This is a genomic window from Sphingomonas aliaeris (assembly GCF_016743815.1).
GTDB lineage: Bacteria > Pseudomonadota > Alphaproteobacteria > Sphingomonadales > Sphingomonadaceae > Sphingomonas > Sphingomonas aliaeris.
This window is the reverse complement of sequence record NZ_CP061035.1, coordinates 1780729-1803081: the sequence shown is the minus strand read 5'-3', so window position 1 is coordinate 1803081 and position 22353 is coordinate 1780729. Positions and strand designations below refer to the sequence as shown.

The window sequence follows — 22353 nt, the reverse complement described above, 5'->3', positions numbered from 1 at the left end:
CAGCCTCATTGCGCGACGCTTCCAACCGCGCTTCCATCCGGTCATGACAGCGCCCCCCGCCCACACCCCGCGCCCTGCTCGCGAAACGCCCACCGGCATCACGCCCGCTGGCGCGCATCCGGTCGTCGGACGGCACGACGTAGCCCGCGCGGATATCGTCACCGCATCCGATCTCGTCCGGCATTTCGGCCTGTGGCAGGAACGCGCCGCCCGCACCCCCGTCTACGTCATGTTCCGCGGCCGCCCCCGCCTGGTCCTGACCTCGATCGAGGTGATGGAAACGCTCGTCGCGCCGCACGTGCCCGACCGGGGCGTCCAGGCGCTGGATTCAACGGCGTTGCTCGATCTCGTCCGCGACATGATCGTGATCGCGGGGCCGGATCTGCGCATCACCGCGTCGAGCCGCACGGCGCGCGCCTATTTCGGCGAGGCGGTCGCCCCCGGCCTGTCGCTCGATACTCTGGTGCCGATTCCGTCGCGCGAGGCGCTGATCAATACGCTCCACCACGTCGTCGCGGCGGGGGTAAGCCAGACGATCGACCTGCCCTCGCCCCGGCGGGCCGGCGGCATCCTGACGCTGCAACTCGATCCCCATCGCCGCGGCGTCGCCGCGCGGATCGAGGATATCACCGCCCCCGCGCCCCCAGCAGCGGCGACCGGCACGGCGATAACGTTGAAAGATACTTAACCCCGGATACACCACGTCTTTACGCCGTTCGGTATAACACTGGCCCCCAACACGGTTGCAGGCACGCACAGCAGCGCGCCGGTATTTCCCCGGGGGTCTATAGTGTTCGGATCGACGAATCTGGCGCGCGCCGCGGGCAGTTGGGGCATCATCGCCGCCCTCGCCGCAAGCGACGGCGGTGCGACGCATCCGATGGTGCGCCGTCTGTCCACGCGCACCGCGTCGATGCGCGACCTCGCCGACGCGGTCCATGCCTGGTGCATGCTCCACGGCCGCCTTCCCGGCGTGATCGAACATGCCGCGACCCGCAACGCGCAACCGCTCGCACAGACCTGGCTGCACGCCGCCTCGACCGCCTTTACCGAGGAACGCACCTATCTCGCCCGGCTCACCGCCGCCGCCGGTCACGCCCCCTCCACCCCGGGCCAGGCGGAGTCCGAGGCCGCGATCCTGGGCCAGCGGCACGCGCTCGATATGCTCGCACAATCCGATCGCGCGGGCTGCGCGACCGGCGCCGCGACCGCGCTATTGCTCGACTGGACGTCGATCCGCGTCGTTTTGGATGTCGCCGCGCACCGCTTCGGCATCACCCCGCCCGACCGCGTCCTGCCGATCGACGACGAGATCGAAACGGTCGTCGCCACGCTCGGCGAGACGCCCGGCGTCGAACGCGCGATGGCCTTCGGCGCGCAGCAATTGCTCGCCCAGCATCGCGGCCTGTGGGATCTGCTCGAGGCCCGCGCCAGCGCCCGCGATCATCAGTAGTTTTCCTATCGCGCGCTTGCGCTTGGCCGTGACTTCCCTCTATCGCCATACCCGATAGTCGAAACGGGATTGGACGACGGATATGAAGCGCTTCGAAGGCACGCAAAGCTATGTCGCCACCGACGATCTGAAAGTCGCGGTCAACGCCGCCGTCACGCTCCGCCGCCCGTTGCTGGTCAAGGGCGAACCCGGCACCGGCAAGACCGTCCTCGCCTATGAGATCGCCAAGGCCGTCGATGCAGAACTCATCGAGTGGAACGTCAAATCCACCACTAAGGCGCAGCAGGGCCTGTACGAATATGACGCCGTCGCCCGCCTGCGCGATGGCCAATTGGGCGACGAACGCGTCCATGACATCGGCAATTACATCCGCAAGGGTAAGCTGTGGGAGGCGTTCACCCGCCCCAAGCCCCCCCGTCCTGCTGATCGACGAGATCGACAAGGCGGACATCGAATTCCCCAACGATCTGTTGCAGGAACTCGATCGCATGGAATTCCACGTCTACGAAACGAAGGAAACCGTCCGCGCGGTCGAACGCCCGATCGTCGTCATCACCAGCAACAATGAAAAGGAACTGCCCGACGCATTCCTGCGCCGCTGCTTCTTCCACTATATCAAGTTCCCCGATCGCGACACGATGCAGGCGATCGTCGACGTGCACTTTCCCGGCATCCAGAAGATCCTCGTCAGCAAGGCGATGGACATCTTCTACGACGTCCGCGACGTGCCCGGATTGAAGAAGAAGCCCAGCACGAGCGAACTGCTCGATTGGCTCAAGCTGTTGTTGCATGAGGATATGCCGCTGGAAATCCTCCAGAATCGAGATCCGACCAAGGCAATCCCCCGCTGCACGGCGCGTTGCTGAAGAACGAACAGGACGTGATGCTGTTCGAACGCCTCGCCTTCATGGCCAAGCGTCAGCAGAACAAGGGATGATCGCGCCGATCATTTAACCCTGCAACATTCCCGCGCAGGCGGGAATTCGTAATCTCTCGTCTCCGCAACGACTTGGCTGTCAATAGCCAGGCCGCCCCACCGCTCGCGCGTACCGACGCGACGTTTTCGTCCAATTCCGCCACTGATCCATGCGCTACCTTCGCCTCAGATCTCGAGCGTGAAGACGTGCCGCAATGCCGACCCCATTGTTCGCCCCGCGGTTGTCCACGGGCCTGCACAAGGGACTTGTGCTTCGACCCGCCCGGGATCGCACTATGGATCCGGGGGAGATCATGACGAAACTTTGGACATTGATGACGACCGTTGCGGTGCTCGGCTTGTGCCAGCCAGCCAGCGCGGAAACGATACCGGCGGCGGGGCAGACGATCACCACCGCCGACGCGCGCTTCGCCGCCCCCGCGGACTGGACGCTGGAACGCGCCGACAAGATCGTCCGACTGATCGCGCCGGAAGGCGATCTGCGCATGACGTTGGTCGATGTCGGCCCGGCGAAGGACGCCGCCGCTGCGGTCGCCGCCGCTCATGCGCTCGCGGAACCCGGCTTCGCGCGCAAGCTCCGCCTCTCCACCCCGATGCCCGCGCGCGAAGGCTGGGACGAGATCGTGAATTTCGATTACGAAACCTCGCCCAACGAAAAGCGCTCGATCGTCGCCACGCCCTATCGAGCAGGTGCATCGTGGCTCGTCCTGCTCGGTGACGGCGGTTGGGCGACCTTCAACAAGCGCTCGGGCGCTATTAACACGTTCTTCGACAGTATCCGGCCCGCAAAATACGTGAAGGAAAGCTTCGCCGGACGCGTTCCGCACAAGCTCGATCCTGCCCGCATCGCCCTGATCAGGGAATTCGTCGCGGACGGCATGCGGCAACTCGGCATTCCCGGCGCAGGTGTTGCGTTCATCCAGGACGGCAGGATCGTCGACGAAGGCGGCATCGGCGTCCGCGAACTCGGCAAGCCGGAGAAGGTCGACGCGAATACCCGCTTCATGATCGCCAGCAATACGAAAGGGATGACGACGCTGCTGCTCGCGAAGCTGGTCGATCAGGGCAAGTTGCGCTGGGACCAGCCGGTGGCGGACGCCTATCCCGCCTTTCGCCTCGGCAGCGACGACGTGACGAAGGCGATCCGTATCCGCCACCTCGTCTGCGCCTGTACCGGCATGCCACGTCAGGATCTGGAATGGATTATGACCGGCGACCTGAAGACCCCGGCGTCGCGCGTCTTCGACATCATGAAAACGATGCAGCCGACGAGCAAGTTCGGCGAAGTGTATCAATACAGCAACATCCTCGCCGCGGCGGCGGGTATGTCGCCGCGCATATCGCCTATCCCACGATGGAAATGGGTGCCGGCTACGATCGCGCGATGCGGGAGATGATCTGGCAGCCGCTCGGCATGACCGCGACGACCTTCGACTTCGGCGAAGCGCTGCGCGGCAACGTCGCCTCGCCGCACGCCGACGATGTCGATGGCAAGCCGAGCGCGGGCGCGTGGTCGCTCAACGACAGCATCTATTTCGCGCGTCCCGCCGGCGGCGCCTGGTCCACCACACACGATATGGCGCTCTACGCGCTGAACGAGTTGAACGAGGGCAAGCTCGCGTCCGGCAAACAGCTCGTCGCGCCTGCTAACCTGCTCGAACGACGCTTCCGCGGCGTGCCTTATGCCGAGGGCACGACCTACGGCATGGGGCTCGAGAATAACGAGCGCTACGGCGTCCGCGTGGTCCATCACGGCGGGTCGATGGCCGGCTATAAAAGCGACTGGCTGGTCATTCCAGAGGCGGGGATCGGCGCGGTCCTGCTCACCAATTCGGACAATGGCCGCCCGCTTCTTGCCAGCTTCCTGCGCCGCATCCTCGAGGTCGTGTATGACGGCAAGCCGGAAGCTGTGGGCGATATCGCCGGCGTGGTCAAAAGCCTCCGCGCCGACGAGGCGGAAGAACGCAGCCATCTCCAGGTTCCGGCCGACCCCGCCGCGACCGCCCGGCTCGCACCCCGTTATACCAGCCCCGATCTCGGCACGATCACCGTGCGACCCGGAAAGGCAGGCCCCGTATTCGACTTCGGCAGCTTCTCCTCCCGCATGGTCACGCGCAAGAATCCCGACGGCTCGACCAGCTTCGTGATGGCCGATCCTGGGCTGGTCGGCTGGCCATTGATCGTGAAGCCGGGCGACAGGTTCGACGCGCTGGTGATGCGCGATGCCCAGCACGAATATGTCTACACGCCACAACCGTAGCAGCGCGGTCATTGCCGGGATTGTCGCGGTCGCCTGATCGGCGCATCAGCGGCTCATGACTGATGTGCAAGACGTTCGGCGGATGGACGCCCAGGACACGCTGGCGCCGTTTCGCGACCGGTTCGCGCTGCCCGAAGGCGTGATCTATCTAGACGGAAACTCGCTGGGCGCGCTGCCCCGTGCCACCGCCGCGCGCGTCGCGGATACGGTGACCAGCGAATGGGGCCGCGGGCTGATCGGCAGTTGGAACGACGCCGACTGGATCGGCGCGCCGCAACGCATCGGCGGAAAGATCGCCGGCCTGCTCGGCGCCGAACCGCATGAAATCGTCGTGGCGGATTCGACCTCGGTCAATCTGTTCAAGCTGCTGCATGCCGCGATCGGCGCGCGTCCCGGCCGGACCGTCATCCTCACCGAGCCCGGCAATTTCCCCACCGACCTGTACGTCGCGCAGGGCGTCGCGGCGATGATCCCGGGCGCAAGCGTGCGGACCGTAGCGCGCGAGGACATCGTCGCGGCGATCGACGACCACGTCGCGGTCGTGATGCTGACGCACGTCCATTACAAGACCGGCGCGATGTTCGACATGCCGGCGATGACCCGCGCCGCGCAGGCGGAGGGCGCGCTGATGCTGTGGGACTTGAGCCATAGCGCGGGCGCTGTGCCGATCGACCTGAACGCGGCGGGCGCGGATCTGGCGATCGGATGCGGGTATAAATATCTGAACGGCGGGCCGGGCGCGCCCGCATTCCTGTACGTCGCGGACCGGCATCAGGCGGAATTGCGATCCCCGCTGACCGGCTGGATGGGCCATGCCGCGCCGTTCGATTTCGGCGATGATTATGCCGCGGGTGCGGGCGTGAACCGGTTCCTGTGCGGCACGCCGCCGGTGATCGGCATGGCCGCGCTGGAGGTCGGCGTGGACCTGATGCTGGAGGCGGATCGGACCGCGCTCTTCGCCAAGTCGCGGGCGCTCTGCGACCTGTTCGTGGACCTGGTGGAAAGCCAGTGCGCCGGCCTTGGCCTGACCCTCGCATCGCCGCGCGATGCCCGCGTGCGGGGCAGCCACGTGTCCTTCGCCCACGACCACGGATATCCGGTGATGCAGGCGCTGATCGCGCGCGGCGTCGTCGGCGATTTCCGCGCGCCGGATATCCTGCGGTTCGGCTTCACGCCGCTATATGTCGGCTATGAAGATGTCTGGCGTGCGGTGGAGGTACTGCGCGACGTGCTGGCGAGCGAGTCCTGGGATGCGCCGGAATTCCATGCACGGTCCGCGGTAACTTGAGGACACTGCGACCCGTGTGAGGCCCGCGGCACTGTTCCCTCCCACCCCGTTCGCGCTGAGCCCGTCGAAGCACTTGTCCCTTGGGCAGGACCTTGGACAGGCTCAGGGCGAACGGCGATTTGGGGTGTGGACGGTCTAGACGCGTTCTGTCCTGCCAATTGGCCTACCCACCCCCGGCCCCTCCCTTTCAGAAAGGGGGGAAGAAGGGCGGGGTTAGCTGGCGAGCAAAGTCGCATTCCCCCCGCCGCCGTCGTATCCACGCACACCGTACGCTCCGTCGCGAACCGCGCGAGATAGTGCGGCCCGCCCGCCTTGGGGCCGGTGCCCGACAGGCCCTCCCCGCCGAACGGCTGGCTGCCGACGACCGCGCCGATCTGGTTGCGATTGACGTAGATGTTGCCGACGCGGGCGCGCGCGGTGACGCGTTCGATCACCGTGTCGATGCGGCTGTGCACGCCCAGGGTCAGGCCGAAACCGGTGGCGTTGATCGCGTCGATCACGCCGTCCAGCCCATCGGCGGACCAGCGTACGACGTGCAGCAGCGGCCCGAAATTCTCCTTGTCGAGCGCACCGATCGCCAGGATCGAGAAGATCGCAGGAGCGACGAAATCGCCCTGTGTCGCCGGCACCGGCAGCTTGCACAGCGTGGAGGCCGCCAGCGCGGCGCTGTGATCCTGCAGGGATTTGCGCGCATCGGCATCGATCACCGGGCCGATATCGGTCGACAGCAGGCGCGGATCACCGACCGTCAGCGCGCGCATCGCGCCGGAGATCATCTCCAGCGTCGCATCGGCGATATCGTCCTGCAGATACAGCACCCGCAACGCCGAACACCTTTGCCCCGCGCTCTGGAAGGCGGACTGCACGACGTCGCGCGTGACCTGTTCGGGCAATGCGGAGCTGTCCACGATCATCGCATTCTGCCCGCCCGTCTCCGCGATCAGCGGGACGATCGGGCCGTTCCGCTGCGCCAGCATAAGGTTGATCGCGCGCGCAGTCCTGGTCGATCCGGTGAAGACGACGCCGGAAATTCCCTCATGCGCGACCAGCGCCGCACCGACGTCCCCGCCGCCCGGCAGCAGGTGCAGGATGTCGGCCGGGACGCCCGCTTGGCGCAGCAACTCGACCGCGCGCGCGGCGATCAGCGGCGTCTGGCCGGCGGGCTTGGCGATCACCGCATTGCCCGCGGCGAGCGCGGCGGCGACCTGACCCGTGAAGATCGCAAGCGGGAAATTCCACGGGCTGATCGCCGCGATCACGCCGCGGCCATGCAGGCTGAGGATGTTCGATTCACCGGTCGGCCCGGGCAAGGGATCGGCGGGGGTGAACTGCCGACGCGCCTCGGCCGCATAATAGCGCAGGAAATCGACCGCCTCGCGCAGTTCCAGGATCGCATCGCCCAGCGTCTTGCCCGCCTCGCGCACGCACAATGATAGCAATTCGTCGGAATGCGCCTCGTACAGGTCTGCGGCTTTATCCAGCGCGGCGGCACGGCGATCGACCCCGGCGGCGTCCCAGTCGGGCTGCAGCGCCTGCGCCAGCCGCACGGCCTGATCGACAGCACCGGCATCGGCCTCGATCACCGTTCCGACGACGATATTGCGATCGAACGGCGCGGTGACGGGTTTGGCCTTCCCCTTGCCCGACGTCTTGCCGATCATCGGCGCGGCCTTCGGCGTGTTCGCTTCCAGCGCCGCGAGCCGCGCCATCAGCGGACCACGAACCAGCGGATCGGACAGCTCGATCCCCGCCGAATTCACGCGCGACGGTGCGAACAAATCCTTCGGCAACGGAATACGCGGGTTGCGGCGCGGCGACAGTGCGGCGGTCGTCTCGACCGGATGATCGATCAGCGAGTCGACCGGCAAGTCGGCATCCGCCAGCCGGTTGACGAACGAGGCATTCGCGCCGTTTTCCAGCAGCCGGCGGACGAGATAGGCGAGCAATTCCTTATGCCCGCCGACCGGCGCGTAGATCCGCACCGCGGTCGGCGCATTGCCCTCGCGGACGCGCAGCACGTCGTACAATTCCTCGCCCATGCCGTGCAGGCGCTGGAATTCGAATGGAATGTCGCCGGCCGCCGTCTTCGACATCGCTTTGATCGCGGCGACGCTGGCGGCATTGTGCGTGGCGAACCCGGAATAGATCACGTCGTTCGCAGCGAGCAGGCGGCGCGCGCCCGCCAGATAGGAGACGTCGGTCGAGGATTTGCGGGTGAACACCGGATAATCGACGAAACCGCCGACCTGGCTCGCCTTGATCTCGCTGTCCCAATAGGCGCCCTTGACCAGCCGGACCATGATGCGGCGATCATGCTTGCGGGCCAGCGCGACGGTCCAGTCGATCATCGGCAACGCGCGCTTCTGATACGCCTGGATGACGATGCCGAACCCGCGCCATCCATTCGCGAAGAGCGCGTCGTCGGAAACCAAAGCCTCGATCAGGTCCATCGACAGGTCCAACCGGTCCGCTTCCTCGGCATCGATCGCAAGGCAGATGTCCGCCGCCGACGCCGCCAGCGCCAGTTCGCGCAGCCGGGGCAGCATCTCGGCCATGATCCGGTCGCGCTGCGACCATTCGTAGCGCGGGTGCAGCGCGGACAACTTAACCGATACGCCATCGACGCTCTCGACCTCGCCCGGGCCGCGCGCCTTGCCGACCGCCTCGATCGCGCCCTTATACGCGTCGAAATAGAAGTCGGCATCGGCTTGCGTCCGCGCCGCTTCGCCCAACATGTCGAACGAATGCGTCTCGCGCCCCTGCCCGCCACGCTTCAACGCCTCGCCGATCGTCCGGCCGAACACGAAATGATGGCCCAGGATCCGCATCCCCTCGAACAAGGCACGGCGGATGACGGGTTTGCCCAGCCGCGTGACCGCCTTGCGCGCGATCGCGGCCCAGTCGTCCACCTCGCCCAGCGTCACGACGCTGCCGGTCAGCATCAGCCCGAACGTCGATGCGTTGACGAACAGAGACTGCGAGCGGCCGAGATTGGCGCTCCATTCCTTACCGCCGATCTTGTCCGCGATCAGCCGGTCGCGCGTCGCCGCATCGGGAATGCGCAGCAACGCTTCCGCCAGGCACATCAAGGCAATGCCCTCCTCGGTGGACAAGGCGTAGCTTTGCAGCAGGCTGTCGACCGCATTGCCTTCGCCGCGCGATCGCACGCCCTCGACCAGATCGCGCGCCAGCGCGTGCGTCGCGGTGAGTTCCTCCGCGGGCGCGCGCGCCTGTTCCAGCCGTTCGGAGACGCACACCTCCTCGTCCATCCGGTAGGCCGCATGAACTGCGGAGCGATCGAGCGAGGCAATGGAGGGCGTGGTCATGCGGGCGCGTCCTGTTGAGTAGAGATCGTCCTTTATCCTCTCCCCCGCCAGCGAATAAAGTGGACATATCGCGCCGCGAACAGGCAAATATCCTGCGCTCGACGCAGAATGCAGGAATTCCGCCATGTCATCATCCCACCGCCTCGACGCCCTCGATCGTCGCATCCTCCGCGCGCTGCAAGAGGACGGTAGGATGTCGAACCTGGCACTGGCCCGCGCGGTCGGGCTGACGCCGACCCCGTGCCAGGAACGCGTGCGGCGGCTCGAACGTGACGGCTTTATCACCGGCTATGCCGCGCGGCTCGATCCGACACGGCTGGATCTCGGGCTGACAGTGTTCGTGCAGGTCACGCTGGACCGCACGACGACGGATGTGTTCGGCAGCTTCGCGACGTCGATCCAGTCCTTCGCATCGATTACCGAATGCCACATGGTCGCGGGCGGGTTCGATTATCTGCTCAAGATCCGCTGCCGCGACATGGCAGATTACCGCCGCATTCTGGGAGAGGAACTGGGATCGATCGCCGGCATCGCGCAGACTCACACCTATGCTGTAATGGAGGAAATCAAGACGGAGACGGCTTTGCCGGTCTGATGCGGCTCGGGAAACAGCGACCGGCAGGCAGGCGGTTTCAAACGTCGGCGCCAAAAATTAACTTCTTGTTAACCATTTCCCGCCACGCTCCCCGCGACCGGGACGCAATAGGGGATCGCAAGCAGTGCATCGGGCCGTCGTATGGGCAATGAGCGTCGTCGCGGCAGCGTGCGTCGCCGTCGCGCCCGCACGCGCGTCCTCGCTGCTCGGTTATGTCGGCGAATGCGTCCCCTTCGCCCGCGCCGCCTCCGGTATCCAGATATTCGGCGACGCATGGACATGGTGGGGCCAGGCCGATGGCCGTTACAAGCGCGGTGCCGTGCCGCAGGTCGGCGCCGTCGTCGTGTTCGAAAAAATCCAGCCGCCTCCGCTTCGGCCATGTCGCCGTCGTCAGCCGCGTCGTCACGCGCCGCGTCGTCATGGTCACGCACGCCAACTGGTCGCGCCAGAACGGCAAGCGCGGCCATGCCGAACAGGATGTCACGCTGACCGACGTCTCGCCCCGCAACGACTGGACCGAGGTGAAGGTCTGGTATCGCGACATGGACGGCCTCGGCGGCGGGACCTACCCCGTTTACGGCTTCGTCTACGGCGCACCCGACGGCGATCGCACCGCCGCCACCCGCGCCCGAACCGCCCCCGAACTCACCGGCCGCGACCCCGACTATGTCGCCGCGCTGATCGACGCATACTGATCCTCAGGCTTCGATACCCGCTTTCCGAAACCGCACCATCCGGGGCTGTCCTACCGCGTCCAACTCTGGCATCACTCGTCGTCACCGCGTGGCGTGACCGTGATCGCCCACGCGATCCTCTCACGGGCATGCGGAGTGTGTGACTTTGTGTGAACTTACGGGCGTGCAGCAATGTTTCTGAATTTCCTCGACGAGCTTCGCGCAGCCGGCATCCCTGCCAGCCTGAAAGAACATCTCATCCTGCTGGAGGCGCTCGACGCCGATGTGATCGATCGCACGCCGGAGCAATTCTACTACCTCTCCCGCTCGGTCTACGTGAAGGACGAGGGGCTGCTCGACAAGTTCGACCAGGTCTTCGCCAAGGTGTTTCGCGGCATCGCCACCAGCTTCGGCACGCAGAATGCGGAGATTCCCGCCGACTGGCTGAAGGCCGTCGCCGAGAAATATCTCACGCCCGAGGAAATGGAGGCGATCAAGTCGCTCGGCTCCTGGGACGAGATCATGGAAACGCTCAAGAAGCGGCTGGAGGAACAGCAGGGCAAGCATCAGGGCGGCAACAAATGGGTCGGCACCGGCGGTACCAGCCCCTACGGCAATAGCGGCTACAATCCCGAAGGCGTCCGTATCGGCGGCGAAAGCAAGCACAAGCGCGCGCTGAAGGTGTGGGACCAGCGCGAGTTCAAGAATCTCGACAACACCAAGGAACTCGGCACCCGCAACATCAAGATCGCGCTCCGCCGCCTGCGCAAGTTCGCACGCGAGGGCGCGGCCGACGAGCTGGATATCGACGCGACGATCGACGGCACCGCGCGACAGGGCTGGCTCGACGTCGTGATGCGCGCCGAACGCCGCAACGCCGTCAAACTGCTCCTGTTTCTAGACGTCGGCGGCTCGATGGATCCGTGGGTCAAGCTGTGCGAGGAACTCTTCTCCGCCGCGACCACCGAATTCAAGAACCTCGAATTCTTCTACTTCCACAATTGCCCGTATGAAGGCGTGTGGAAGGACAATAAGCGCCGCTTCGCCGAGCGCACGCCGATGTGGGACGTGCTGCATAAATTCGGCCACGACTATAAGCTCGTCTTCGTCGGCGATGCATCGATGAGCCCGTACGAGATCACGCATCCCGGCGGCTCGGTCGAACATTTCAACGAAGAATCGGGCGCGGTGTGGATGCATCGCATGACCACGACCTATCCGGCGGCGATTTGGCTCAACCCAGTCCCGAAGGAGCAATGGGGCTATTCCCAGAGCGTGAAGATCATTCGCGAGTTGATGACGGATCGCATGTTCCCGCTGACGCTTGCGGGACTGGATGACGGGATGCGCGAATTGACCCGGAAACGGTAGTCACACTTCGCAGCCGCCCGCATTACCGGGCGGCAACCTCCTGATTTCAGGCGTTAAGTGCCGCCAGCTTCTCACGGAACATCTGCGCCAGCGCCAGTCGCCGCTCGCGCGCTTCGTCGGTCAGCGCGTTACGCGCTGCGACCTGTTCCTGCATTGCACGCCGTTGGTAATAAAGATGATCCGATACCATCGAAGTCGTCCCCGCAAACGAATTCCCCTGCCCCGCCGGGCGATGCTGCATAAATGCGACATATCCCAATGCTTTGTGGCGGGTTGAAGCTACTGTGCGGCAAAGCGATGTTTTACGCCGAAACCGCGTCGATTCCTGTTTCCCGGCCCGCGAATCACCTTTGATACGCGTCGTTGATACCGGCCAGCCAGCCGGCGCGCGGCTCCGGTACGGCCTCCACCGGGGCCTCCTGCGGAATCGCACCGTCGAACGTGATCCCGGCGCTCTTTCCCGTCGACCATACCACCGTCGCGTCCACCGCCGGCGCCTTGCCGATCGCGATCCGCAATTTCATACCGGTCGACAGGACGTTATCGTGCGATACGCCCGCACCCGTGTCGCTCACGTTGCGGACGCGGCATGTGATTTCGGCGTTCGATCCGGCCATCGTGATGATCGCGTTCCGAAAAACGCTCTCACGTTTCGCCCGCGCATCAGTCACCATGTCGCACCACCTTTCGATCTCGCCACCGGTCCTACGACGAAGTGGTTACCGAAAGTTTAAAGCACTGGATCAATACAACAAATGCTGCTGCACAGCCTCGGCCCACGCCGCCTCGTCCGGCCGGGTGATCGCATCCAGATCCGCCGCGACCGCCGCCCGATCGTCCACCCATTCGCGCAGCCCCGGGCCACCGTTGATCACGTCTATCGCCAGCTTGCCGAATTCATATTCGTACGGGAAATCCCGCCACAGATCATAGTCCGGATATAGCGCCCGGATCGCCTTGAACCCCGCCGCCTGCACGCGCCACGGCCGGAACCGTCGGTGGTCGTATCCCGGCCCCTCGGCATGGATGAACACGCCGTTGCACAACGTATCGACATGCTTGTGGAACGTCGGCTGGAACCAGAAATCACGCAGGCTGCATCCCTCCAGCCACTTCGGCGCGATCCGGCGCATCTCGGCAATGACCGCCTTCGCGTCGATATCGGGCGCACCGAACAGTTCCAGCGGCCGCGTCGTCCCGCGCCCCTCGGACAGGTTCGCGCCTTCCAGCATCACCGTCCCGGCATAGGCCCGCGCCATGTTGACGTTCGCGGCGTTCGGGCTGGGATTGATCCAAACGCGGTCCACCGGCCAACCGTAGCCCGGCGCATCGTCCGGCGCCCAGCCCTCCATCCCGATCACGCGGTACTCCACGTCGATCCCGTACTGCGCGATGAACCAGTGCCCCAGTTCGCCCAGCGTCATGCCGTGCCGCATCGGCATCGGCCCGGCACCCACGAAGCTTTCCCAACCGGGCAGCAGCGTCAGACCCTCGATCGGCCGCCCGGCGGGATTGGGCCGGTCCAGCACCCAGACGGATTTGCCGTGCGCTTCCGCCGCCTGCAGCACGTACAACAGGGTCGTCACGAACGTGTAGATGCGGCACCCGACATCCTGCAAATCGACCAGCATCACGTCGAACGTCGCCATCGGATCCGCGGTCGGGCGCCGCACTTCGCCATACAGGCTGAACACCGGCATGCCGTAGGTCGGATCGGTGAAGTCCGGCGACTCCATCATATTGTCCTGCAGATCGCCGCGCACGCCGTGCTGCGGCCCGAACACCGCCGACACGTTCACCCCCGCCGCGATCAGCGCATCCAGCGAATGCGTCAGGTCCTCCGTGACGGAGGCGGGGTGCGCCAGCAGCGCAACGCGCTTTCCCTCAAGCGGCTGGCGCAGGACCGGGTCGGACAGCAGGCGATCGATACCGAATTTCATGACGCTTCAGGTGCCGCCAGCCGCGCCGTAAAGCAATCCCGGTTATGGAAATCGGGCGCGCCCGCGGCATGATCCAGCGCCCAGAAAGACTTCGCACCGGCTTCCTCGATCACCGCACTCAGCCCGATACGAGCAGCATCGGGGGCCAGCCCGTCCGCCGCCAAAGCGACCTCAAGACGAAAGCAATCACCCTCGCTCGAACCCCGAACGTCCGGCGACCCCGCCAGCACGAGGTCCCGCATCCCCTCGCGATACAAGTCGAAACAATACGCCGCCCAGTCACCGGATGGCGAGAAGTTGAACTCGGAATACCCCGCCCCTTCCTCCGCCCGAACGAACAACTCGAAACAGGTCGTCTTCCACAACCCGTCCGTCCGCTCCCCCGCCGCGCGCTCGGGCAGCAGCACGCCCCCGGCCCCCTCGACCCGATAGTCCAGCCGCCACCCGTCCGCCGTCACCGCAACGTCCACCCGAACCGACCGCGCCGCAACCGGCGGATAATCGGGATGCGGCACCAGCGTCCACGATCCCGCCAGACCCACGCCATCCACGCCCGTCACCCCATCTGCCGCTTCACGCTCGCCATCGTCTTCTTGCCGTAGGGCGGCTTCAGCCCGGCCAGCTTCGCGACATCGAACTTCGCCTGTTTGAACACCGCCTTGGCATGGCTGAACGTCATGAAGCCGTCGCGCCCGTGATACGATCCCATCCCCGAAGGCCCGACCCCGCCGAACGGCAGATCCTCCATGCTGACATGGAAGATCACGTCGTCCACCGTCACCCCGCCCGAGATCGTCCGATCCAGCACGCGCCGCCGCTCGCCGCCATCACCGCCGAAATAATACAGGCCCAGCGGACGATCGCGACCGTTCACTTGCCGGATCGCATCGTCGATCCCCGAATAGCGCCGCACCGGCAGCAACGGCCCGAATATCTCCTCCTGCATGATCGCCATGTCGTCATTGACGTCGGTAACGATATGCAAAGGCATCTTGCGCGCATTGGACGCGCCGAAATCCTCGCCGCCCGGATTGACCACCTCCACCGTCGCCCCCTTGGCGCGCGCGTCGTCGATCAGGTCGGTCAGCCGCTGGAAATGCCGGTCGTTGACCACCGACGTGTAATCCGGGTTGGACAATAACGTCGGATACATCGCCGACGCCGCCGCGCGCAGCCCGTCTACCACCGCCGCTTCCTGCGATTCCTCGACCAGCACATAATCCGGCGCGAGGCAGATCTGCCCGGCGTTCAGCATCTTGCCCAAGGCGACCCGCTCCGTCGCCTGCGCGATGTCCGCGCCCTTGCCGACGATCACCGGGGATTTACCACCAAGCTCCAGCGTCACCGGCACCAGATTGTCCGCCGCCGCATGCAGGATATGCTTGCCGACGGAGGTCGCCCCGGTGAAGATCAGATGATCGAACGGCAGCGACGCGAACGCCTTGCCGACCTTCGGCCCACCGGACACGAACGCCAGTTCCTCCGGCGCGAAATATTTGGCGACGACCTGCTCGAACAAAGCGGCGACGGAGGGCGTGAACTCGCTGGTCTTCACCATCGCCCGGTTGCCCGCCGCGAACACCCCGGCCAACGGTGCCATCACCAGTTGCACCGGGAAATTCCACGGCGCGATCACCCCGATGACGCCCTTCGGCTGATACTCGACCCAAGCCCGCGCCCCCAGCAGCCCCAGCGGAAACTGCACCGGTCGCTTGTCGCGCTTCGCCCATCCATCGACCGCCTTGATCGCATGCCTGATCGGCGCGACCGACGCCGCAATGTCGGTCAGCATCGACTGCTCCCGGCTGCGATGCCCGAAATCCTCAGACAAGGCGTCGCAGAACGCCGCCGCATTCTCCGAAACCATCGCCGCCGCCCGCTTCAACCGGTCCTTCCGAACCGCGATCGACACCGGCAACTCCGCCATGAACGCCTCACGCTGGGCCGCCAGAATAGCGTGCAGATCGGTCATGCTCGTCTCTCCCGAAAATGCGGACTCATCCGCTTGCCGGCGACGATACGCGTTTCGCCGGAAATACAGCAGGGGGATTGTGGGTGGTCGTTCGCCGCGTCGATCAAAACAAGCGATGTCATTAGACTTTACGGACAGCATAATTCCTGACAGACAAAACCCCTTTATAGATTACCGCACCTTTTTGGCAACAAGATCAACGGAACCACGCCTGTGTATTATATCTACACCGACGAAGCAGGCACCTCCCGTCCAGAGCCAGTGTGTGTTGTCGCGGCAGTTTTGATTCAGGCCGATCGACATTGGCAGAAAGCTGCCTCTATGCTTGAAGAGGTGCTGGATTTGATGGTTCCTGAAAAGCTCAGACCGGGATTTATATTTCATGCAAAGACCGTTTTAAATGGCTACCGGGAATTTGACGCAGTTTGGCCGAAGGATGAGCGGGTAGGCTTGATCGGAATGGTCGCCTCAATCCCTCAAGCGCTGAAAACTGCGATTGTTATAGGCAAAGTAAGGCGAGACTCCCCGGTACCTCAACAATTCTCAAGTAAGCCTGAAGATTATCACCACTTGCTTGCATTTCACTTGTGCATGGCAAGAGCAAACAAATATATTAAAGATCACGGACAAATTGACGAGATCGCCACTATTGTTGCTGAAGACATACCGAAGAAAAAGAACTTACTGCGTGAAATTATCAAAGTCTCATTAAACGAGATTGATATTAACGAGCACAATGTTATAGTAACAAAAAAAGATAGAATTGCTGGTAGAATATTACAAACGAACGCTACAGTTATCGATCGGGTTATAGATACTATCCATTTTTGTGAAAAGAATCAAGCTCCACTGTTACAGATTGCTGATGCTTGCGCTTATTCTTTTCGCCGTTACCTCGCCCAACAATCGGATGGAGATCTTTTAGTACATAGTATACTTAAATCAGATTTGATATGGAGCGAGTGGCAGGGCCCAGCCTCCTCTTGGGTGTTTAGTTTCGACCCGAAGCATTACGCGCCATGACCAGGAAATTTTGTTCACAGCAAAGAAGATACGTTATCAGAATTGGTAAGAATTCGTTTTTCATTATCGACTAAATTTCTGCCTCGGCTATAACTCGGACGCTTTGCTCGTCCTGATCTTTGCTGGGCCATGAGCCGGCATAGCTCAGGCCTTGCAATAAGCTTACGGCATCGCGGACCCTAGAATTGGTCCGAGCCGAGGACGTAAGGCGTGATGGTCGCCCAGGTTAAAGATGGGTTGTCAATGCAACCGGCCATAAACGGTAAGCCGCCTTTGGAAGTTGGGACGAAGCCTTGACCCACTCCGCCCTCAAACCGCGCATCCGACGATCCCCGCCACCGCCACCACGACGCTGTCCTGCCCCGCCCGGTCGACACGCAACGTCGCATCGCGCACCGCCGCGCCGTCCTTGATGTCGCCGCGCTTCTCGATCTTCATGTCCAGCACCGCGGTGACGTTCGCGCCCGCATATTCTGTGACGCCGGCGAACCCGTAGCTCCCGCCCCCGGTATCCGCCTGCCCCGATTGCCCGGTGCGCGCCACGTCGATCACCGCGCCGCCGATCGACAGCCGCAACTGCGCCGGATCGGCACTCGCCATCGCGACGAATTCCGGCTTGTCGCCCTTGGCGAACAGATAGGCGGCGCACCCGCGCACGGGCATCGCCTGCGGCTTCAGCACGTCGATCGGCAGGCCATCGGCCATCATTGCGAGCAGGAGGGTGATCGTCATCATGCCGGAAATCCTAGCAGGAACAGCCAGGCCGGGTAAGCCGCGATCGCCAGCAGCGCGCCGAACGGCACCCGGTCCGCAAGCGTCGCCGTGCGCCCCATGACCATGCCGACCGCGACCAGCGCCAGCCCCGTCATCGCCGCCAGCAGCAGCACCGCCGGCAGCATCGCCCAGCCCAGCCACAACCCGATCGCGCCCAGCAGTTTCGGATCGCCGCCACCCAGTCCTTCCCGGCCGCGCAGCAGTTTATACCCCGCCCCGATCGCCCATAACGCGCCGAACCCCGCGGCCCCGCCGATCAACCGGTCGCGCAGCATCGGCTCGATCCCCGCCAGCCCGCTCGCAAGACCCGCCAGCGCCAGCGTGCCCGTCAACCGGTCGGGCAACCAGAATTCCGTTACATCCAAAGCCGCCAGCGCGAGCAGCAGCCAGCCGAACACCGCCCCCGCCAGCCCCACCGGCCCCGGCACCGCGATCCCGGCAAGGCATCCGATCCCCGCCGCGGCCAGCTCGATCTGCCAGTGCCGCGCATCGATCCGCGCGCCGCACGTCCTGCACCGCCCCCGCGCAAGCGCCGCGCTCAGCAGCGGCACCAGATCGCGCGGGGTCAGCGCCACGTCGCACGCATCGCAATGCGACCGCCCCGTCATCACCGATCGACCCTGCGGCCAGCGGATCACCAACGTCGCGATGAAACTTCCCAGGATCGCGCCGAGCAAGGCCAGCCCGACCGGCCAGAACAGCATGTCCCAGAACTGCATATCTGAAAGCGGGTCGTCCATCCGCCCCGCCTAGCCGCCCCCCGCGCGGTGTGAAAGCGCACACTCAAACACCGCCCCGGCATCGCCGCATATTTGTAATGCGCCGCCACCACGCCTAAATCCTGCGCAACACATTCTGAACAGGAACGCCTTTCATGACCGAAGCCGCCGATCCCGTCGTCATCCTGTCCTATGCCCGCACCCCGATGGGCAGCTTCCAGGGTGCTTTGGCGGGCGCGACCGCGGTCGATCTGGGCGCGGCGGCGGTCAAGGCGGCGGTCGAGCGCGCCGGGGTCGAGGGCGCGAGCGTGGACCGCATCTATATGGGCTGCGTCCTCCCGGCCGGTCTGGGGCAGGCGCCCGCCCGTCAGGCGGCGCTGAAGGCGGGCCTGCCGATCTCGGTCGAGGCGACCACCGTCAACAAGATGTGCGGTTCGGGCATGCAGGCGACGATCATGGGCGCGGACGCACTCGCCGCCGGGTCGGTCGACCTGCTCGTCGCGGGCGGCATGGAAAGCATGACCAACGCGCCATATCTGCTCGCCAAGCATCGCGGCGGCGCGCGCATGGGGCATGACCGGATCATGGATTCGATGTTCCTAGACGGGCTGGAGGACGCCTACGAACCCGGCCGCGCGATGGGCACCTTCGCCGAGGAAACCGCCGGCGAATACCAGTTCACCCGCGCCGCGCAGGACGATTACGCCATCGCCTCGCTCACCCGCGCGCAGGCCGCGCAGGCGTCCGGCGCCTTCGATCGCGAGATCACGCCCGTAGAGATTACCGGCCGCAAGGGCACCGACACGGTCGTCCAGGACGAACAGCCGCCCAAGGGCAATGCCGACAAGATCCCGACGCTGAAGCCCGCCTTCGCCAAGGACGGCACGATCACCGCCGCCAACGCCTCGTCCATCTCGGACGGCGCCGCCGCGCTCGTGATGACCCGCCAGTCGGTCGCCGACGCGCAGGGGCTGAAGCCCGTCGCGCGCATCGTCGCCCACGCCGCGCACGCGCACGAACCGTCGAAGTTCACCACCGCCCCGGTCAGCGCGATCAACAAGCTGTTCGCCAAGACCGGCTGGTCGGTCGCGGACGTCGACCTGTTCGAGATCAACGAAGCCTTCGCCGTCGTCTCGATGATCGCGATGCGCGACCTCGGCATCCCGCACGACAAGGTCAACGTGAATGGCGGCGCCACCGCGCTCGGCCATCCGATCGGCGCGAGCGGAGCCCGCATCCTCGCCACGCTTATCGCCGCGCTCCAGAACCGTGGCGGGAAGAAGGGCGTCGCCGCACTCTGCATCGGCGGCGGCGAAGCCACGGCGGTGGCTGTCGAACTGATCGACTGAGGCACGACGCGCGGGGGGCGGAGAAAACGCCCCCCGCGTGCCTCTAAAACTGCTCCGTCGCGTCGATCCCCCCATAGGCGCGATATCTCGACGAAGCCGCCGCGCCCCTTCACGTCCAGATGGCACCAGCCGCGTGCGCATTTCGACAGCCGCCCGACCACGCCCGGCGCCGCGCGCCATACGACTTTTGACCCCGGCTCCGGCGATTGCTGCAGCTCCGCCACCTGCCCCACGACGATCGCGGTCCGCGTATCGCTGATCAGTGGCCCGGCGATCCAGCCCTGCACGCCAGCCGGATCCTCTACCTTCAACCAGCCGCCGCGCTCATACACCGCCACCACCTTCACCGGCAGGTCGGCGCGCTGGTACATCCAGCTTGCGGGATAGTTGCGCGCCGGCCCGCTCCGCATCCGCGCCTTCCCGGCGGAAATCGATGCATAATACGGCACTTTCTTTGCCGCCGCCGCCGCCAGCGCACCCGTGGAAACCACCGCCAATGCGACGACTCCCACTCCGGCCCCCATTCTGGCGCCCAATCTGGCGCCCAATCTGGCGAGCGCGATACCCGCAGCCCTACGCATACAAACCCCTTCGAAAACCGGCATCCTCCCTAACGCCTTCGGGCCACGATCATCAACTGGATTGACGCCGCAAGACACGTCCGCCAAGCCGGAACCATGCCCGATACGACACAGCCGAGCAGCCCCGACGCCCCCCGGTCCAAAGCGGCACCGAAGGTGTTCGTCACGCGCGAACTGACCGATGCGGTGATGGACCGGATGGAGATGCTGTTCGACACGACGAACAATCGCACCGACGCGGTGCTCCCGCCGGACGAGATGCGCGCCGCCGTGCAGGATTGCGACGTGCTGGTCCCCACCGTCACCGACGATATCGACGCCGCGTTGATCGAGGCCGCCGGCCCACGCCTGAAACTGATCGCCAATTACGGCGCCGGCGTGAACCATATCGACCTGAAGGCCGCCCGCGCGCGCGGCATCATCGTCACCAACACCCCCGGCGTCCTCACCGAAGACACGGCCGACATGACGATGGCGCTGATCCTGTCCGTCCCGCGTCGCCTGGCGGAGGGCGAGAAGCTCGTCCGCTCGGGCCAGTGGACCGGCTGGAGCCCCGGCGGCATGCTCGGCCACCGCATCGGCGGCAAGGCGCTCGGCATCATCGGCATGGGGCGGATCGGCCAGGCCGTCGCCCTGCGCGCCCGCGCCTTCGGCCTGTCGGTCCATTACCACAACCGCCACCGCCTGCCCGCGGTGCTGGAGGGGCAGCTCGCAGCGACCTGGCATGCCGATCTGGACGAGATGCTCGCCGCGATCGACATCCTGACGATCCACACCCCGCTCAATGCCGACAGCCGCGGCCTGATCGACGCGCGCCGCATCGGCCTGCTCCGCCCGCACGTCTATCTCATCAACGCGGCGCGCGGCGGCATCGTCGACGAAGACGCGATGACCGCGGCGCTGGAAGAGGGCAAGCTTGCCGGCGCCGGGCTGGACGTGTGGAAGCACGAACCGCGGATCGACCCCCGCCTGCTCGCGCTCCCCAACGTCGTCATGCTGCCGCACATGGGATCGGCCACGTTCGAAGGCCGCATGGCGACCGGCGACCGCGTGATCCAGAACATCCGCATGTGGGCGGACGGCCATCGCCCGCAGGATCAGGTGCTGGAAGGCTGGGCCTGACCGCGGCGCCCCCCCAACCCAATTCCGCCCGCCGCCTCACTCCTCGTCCCAAAACTTCTTCGCTTCCTCCACCGTCATCTCGGGCGAATAGCCGCCGCCCTCCAGCCACACCTTGCCGCACTGCTCCACCTTGCTGCGGCGATGCGTCGCAAGATCGTCCAGCCGCTTCATCAGCGCCGCATCGACCTCCGCCTGGCTCATTCCATGTCCCTTTTCCAGGAACGTGCCGCCGGCATGCCTCGCGGCCTTTTCGGCAAAGGCGTTCAACGTCTCGATACTCGCGGTGGCAAGATCCGGCATCGTCATGCCGGCCGCCTCGGCGCGCGTCCGCGCCTGCATCAGCATCCGCAACGACGCATCGGAATAGCGCCGCTTCACGCCCACCTGCACCCCGCCCTGAAAGATCGGCTCGTCCCATCCTTCCACGCCGCGTTCGAACGCCGCCTGTTCCAGGATCGGCGCGACCATCGCCACCGCCTTGTCCCACGCCTCGGCAAATTCCGCCGACCGGTTGCGCAACCGCTGCGCCGACGTCCGCGACAGCCCGACGCGCTTGCACGCATCGGTCACCGATCCCAGTTCCGACAGATAGCGCAGGAACGCCCGCTGCCGGATCGGCGTCCACCCGTCGCTGCGCGGCCGCAACGACACGACGACGTCCGGCACGGCGTCCACCACAATCTCCTCGGACGCCTTCGCAACCGGCTTCCGCCCCGCGCCCGCCCGCGCAGCGCCTGCCTTCCCGTCCACCGCCCGCGGCGCCTTCACCCCGCGCCCACGCTTTGCCCCCCGACTTGCCACCTTCGTCCATCACGCCCTCCTCCGCATCGAGTCGAGCGCACCAGATATTGCAGATGACCACCTGTAGGACAGAGCATTTTAGGAACAAACCCGTGCCAGCCGGGCGACCGCCCCCGCCTCGCAGCTTGCGCCAACAAAAAAGCCGCCGGTCCTTCGACCGGCGGCTCA

19 protein-coding genes and 3 pseudogenes are annotated in these 22353 nt (G+C 65.2%); 12 read left to right on the top strand and 10 right to left on the bottom strand.

Annotated elements, in window-relative coordinates:
* Positions 1–43: 43 nt before the first annotated feature.
* From H5J25_RS08505 to kynU, 6 genes and pseudogenes are all read left to right on the top strand, one after another.
* Positions 44–688, top strand: a complete 645-nt coding sequence (locus H5J25_RS08505; protein ID WP_202095651.1) for a PAS domain-containing protein — start codon at positions 44–46, stop codon at positions 686–688.
* 102 nt (positions 689–790) lie between these two features.
* On the top strand, positions 791–1453 hold the full coding sequence (locus tag H5J25_RS08500) for a DUF6975 family protein (RefSeq protein WP_202095650.1): 663 nt from the start codon (positions 791–793) through the stop codon (positions 1451–1453).
* 82 nt (positions 1454–1535) lie between these two features.
* Positions 1536–2390 (top strand): annotated as a pseudogene (locus tag H5J25_RS08495) (AAA family ATPase).
* Between the two features lie 293 nt (positions 2391–2683).
* Positions 2684–3787, top strand: coding sequence for a serine hydrolase domain-containing protein (locus H5J25_RS21135; protein ID WP_202095648.1), 1104 nt, complete (start codon positions 2684–2686; stop codon positions 3785–3787).
* Positions 3745–4650 carry a serine hydrolase domain-containing protein gene (locus tag H5J25_RS21130; protein WP_202095646.1) on the top strand — a complete coding sequence of 302 codons (906 nt, stop codon included), beginning with the start codon at positions 3745–3747 and terminating at the stop codon, positions 4648–4650. Before H5J25_RS21135 ends, H5J25_RS21130 begins: the two co-directional genes overlap by 43 nt.
* A 55-nt stretch (positions 4651–4705) precedes the next feature.
* Entirely contained in the window at positions 4706–5938 is a 1233-nt protein-coding gene (kynU, locus tag H5J25_RS08480) for a kynureninase (protein ID WP_202095645.1), read from the top strand.
* Here kynU and putA read toward each other — a convergent pair.
* Positions 5839–9264, bottom strand: coding sequence for a bifunctional proline dehydrogenase/L-glutamate gamma-semialdehyde dehydrogenase PutA (putA, locus tag H5J25_RS08475; protein WP_202095643.1), 3426 nt, complete (start codon positions 9262–9264; stop codon positions 5839–5841). The two genes, kynU and putA, sit on opposite strands and share 100 nt — an antisense overlap.
* A gap of 124 nt (positions 9265–9388) precedes the next feature.
* Between putA and H5J25_RS08470 the strand changes: the two genes are divergently transcribed.
* The 3 genes and pseudogenes from H5J25_RS08470 to H5J25_RS08460 all read left to right on the top strand — a co-directional run bounded on the left by H5J25_RS08470 (position 9389) and on the right by H5J25_RS08460 (position 11904).
* A complete protein-coding gene (locus H5J25_RS08470; RefSeq protein WP_202095642.1) occupies positions 9389–9859 on the top strand; it encodes an Lrp/AsnC ligand binding domain-containing protein in 471 nt (156 codons plus the stop codon).
* Between the two features lie 148 nt (positions 9860–10007).
* Positions 10008–10554: pseudogene (locus H5J25_RS08465) on the top strand (CHAP domain-containing protein).
* A gap of 171 nt (positions 10555–10725) precedes the next feature.
* Positions 10726–11904: a vWA domain-containing protein gene (locus H5J25_RS08460; protein WP_202095640.1), complete on the top strand. Its 1179-nt coding sequence runs from the start codon at positions 10726–10728 to the stop codon at positions 11902–11904.
* Between the two features lie 46 nt (positions 11905–11950).
* On the opposite strand, the gene H5J25_RS08455 is transcribed toward H5J25_RS08460, so the two are convergent.
* The 5 genes from H5J25_RS08455 to H5J25_RS08435 form a co-directional block, all read right to left on the bottom strand.
* Positions 11951–12094 carry a hypothetical protein gene (locus tag H5J25_RS08455; protein WP_202095638.1) on the bottom strand — a complete coding sequence of 48 codons (144 nt, stop codon included), beginning with the start codon at positions 12092–12094 and terminating at the stop codon, positions 11951–11953.
* A 154-nt stretch (positions 12095–12248) separates the two neighbouring features.
* On the bottom strand, positions 12249–12578 hold the full coding sequence (locus H5J25_RS08450) for a PilZ domain-containing protein (protein ID WP_202095636.1): 330 nt from the start codon (positions 12576–12578) through the stop codon (positions 12249–12251).
* A gap of 69 nt (positions 12579–12647) precedes the next feature.
* Entirely contained in the window at positions 12648–13844 is a 1197-nt protein-coding gene (locus H5J25_RS08445; protein WP_202095634.1) for an exo-beta-N-acetylmuramidase NamZ family protein, read from the bottom strand.
* Positions 13841–14395: a DOMON-like domain-containing protein gene (locus H5J25_RS08440; RefSeq protein WP_225883451.1), complete on the bottom strand. Its 555-nt coding sequence runs from the start codon at positions 14393–14395 to the stop codon at positions 13841–13843. Before H5J25_RS08440 ends, H5J25_RS08445 begins: the two co-directional genes overlap by 4 nt.
* 5 nt (positions 14396–14400) lie before the next feature.
* Entirely contained in the window at positions 14401–15816 is a 1416-nt protein-coding gene (locus H5J25_RS08435; protein WP_202095632.1) for a coniferyl aldehyde dehydrogenase, read from the bottom strand.
* Positions 15817–16029: 213 nt separating this feature from the next.
* Between H5J25_RS08435 and H5J25_RS08430 the strand changes: the two genes are divergently transcribed.
* Positions 16030–16839: a DUF3800 domain-containing protein gene (locus H5J25_RS08430; protein WP_202095631.1), complete on the top strand. Its 810-nt coding sequence runs from the start codon at positions 16030–16032 to the stop codon at positions 16837–16839.
* Positions 16840–17148: 309 nt separating this feature from the next.
* Here the strand turns inward: H5J25_RS08430 and H5J25_RS08425 are convergent, their stop codons facing one another.
* Complete coding sequence (locus tag H5J25_RS08425; protein ID WP_225883450.1) at positions 17149–17574, bottom strand: hypothetical protein; 426 nt, start codon at positions 17572–17574, stop codon at positions 17149–17151.
* Positions 17571–18353: a prepilin peptidase gene (locus H5J25_RS08420; RefSeq protein ID WP_225883449.1), complete on the bottom strand. Its 783-nt coding sequence runs from the start codon at positions 18351–18353 to the stop codon at positions 17571–17573. Before H5J25_RS08420 ends, H5J25_RS08425 begins: the two co-directional genes overlap by 4 nt.
* Before the next feature lie 134 nt (positions 18354–18487).
* Here H5J25_RS08420 and H5J25_RS08415 point away from each other — a divergent pair, with 134 nt between their 5' ends.
* Positions 18488–19681 carry an acetyl-CoA C-acyltransferase gene (locus tag H5J25_RS08415; RefSeq protein ID WP_202095629.1) on the top strand — a complete coding sequence of 398 codons (1194 nt, stop codon included), beginning with the start codon at positions 18488–18490 and terminating at the stop codon, positions 19679–19681.
* Positions 19682–19761: 80 nt separating this feature from the next.
* Here H5J25_RS08415 and H5J25_RS08410 read toward each other — a convergent pair.
* Positions 19762–20091, bottom strand: a pseudogene (locus H5J25_RS08410) (SH3 domain-containing protein); the annotation flags it as partial.
* 267 nt (positions 20092–20358) lie between these two features.
* Here H5J25_RS08410 and H5J25_RS08405 point away from each other — a divergent pair.
* The gene (locus H5J25_RS08405) at positions 20359–21384 is read left to right on the top strand and encodes a 2-hydroxyacid dehydrogenase (RefSeq protein WP_202095627.1); all 1026 of its coding nucleotides are present in this window, start codon (positions 20359–20361) and stop codon (positions 21382–21384) included.
* A gap of 36 nt (positions 21385–21420) precedes the next feature.
* Here H5J25_RS08405 and H5J25_RS08400 read toward each other — a convergent pair whose 3' ends face one another.
* On the bottom strand, positions 21421–22185 hold the full coding sequence (locus tag H5J25_RS08400; protein WP_202095625.1) for a hypothetical protein: 765 nt from the start codon (positions 22183–22185) through the stop codon (positions 21421–21423).
* Positions 22186–22353 lie beyond the last annotated feature (168 nt).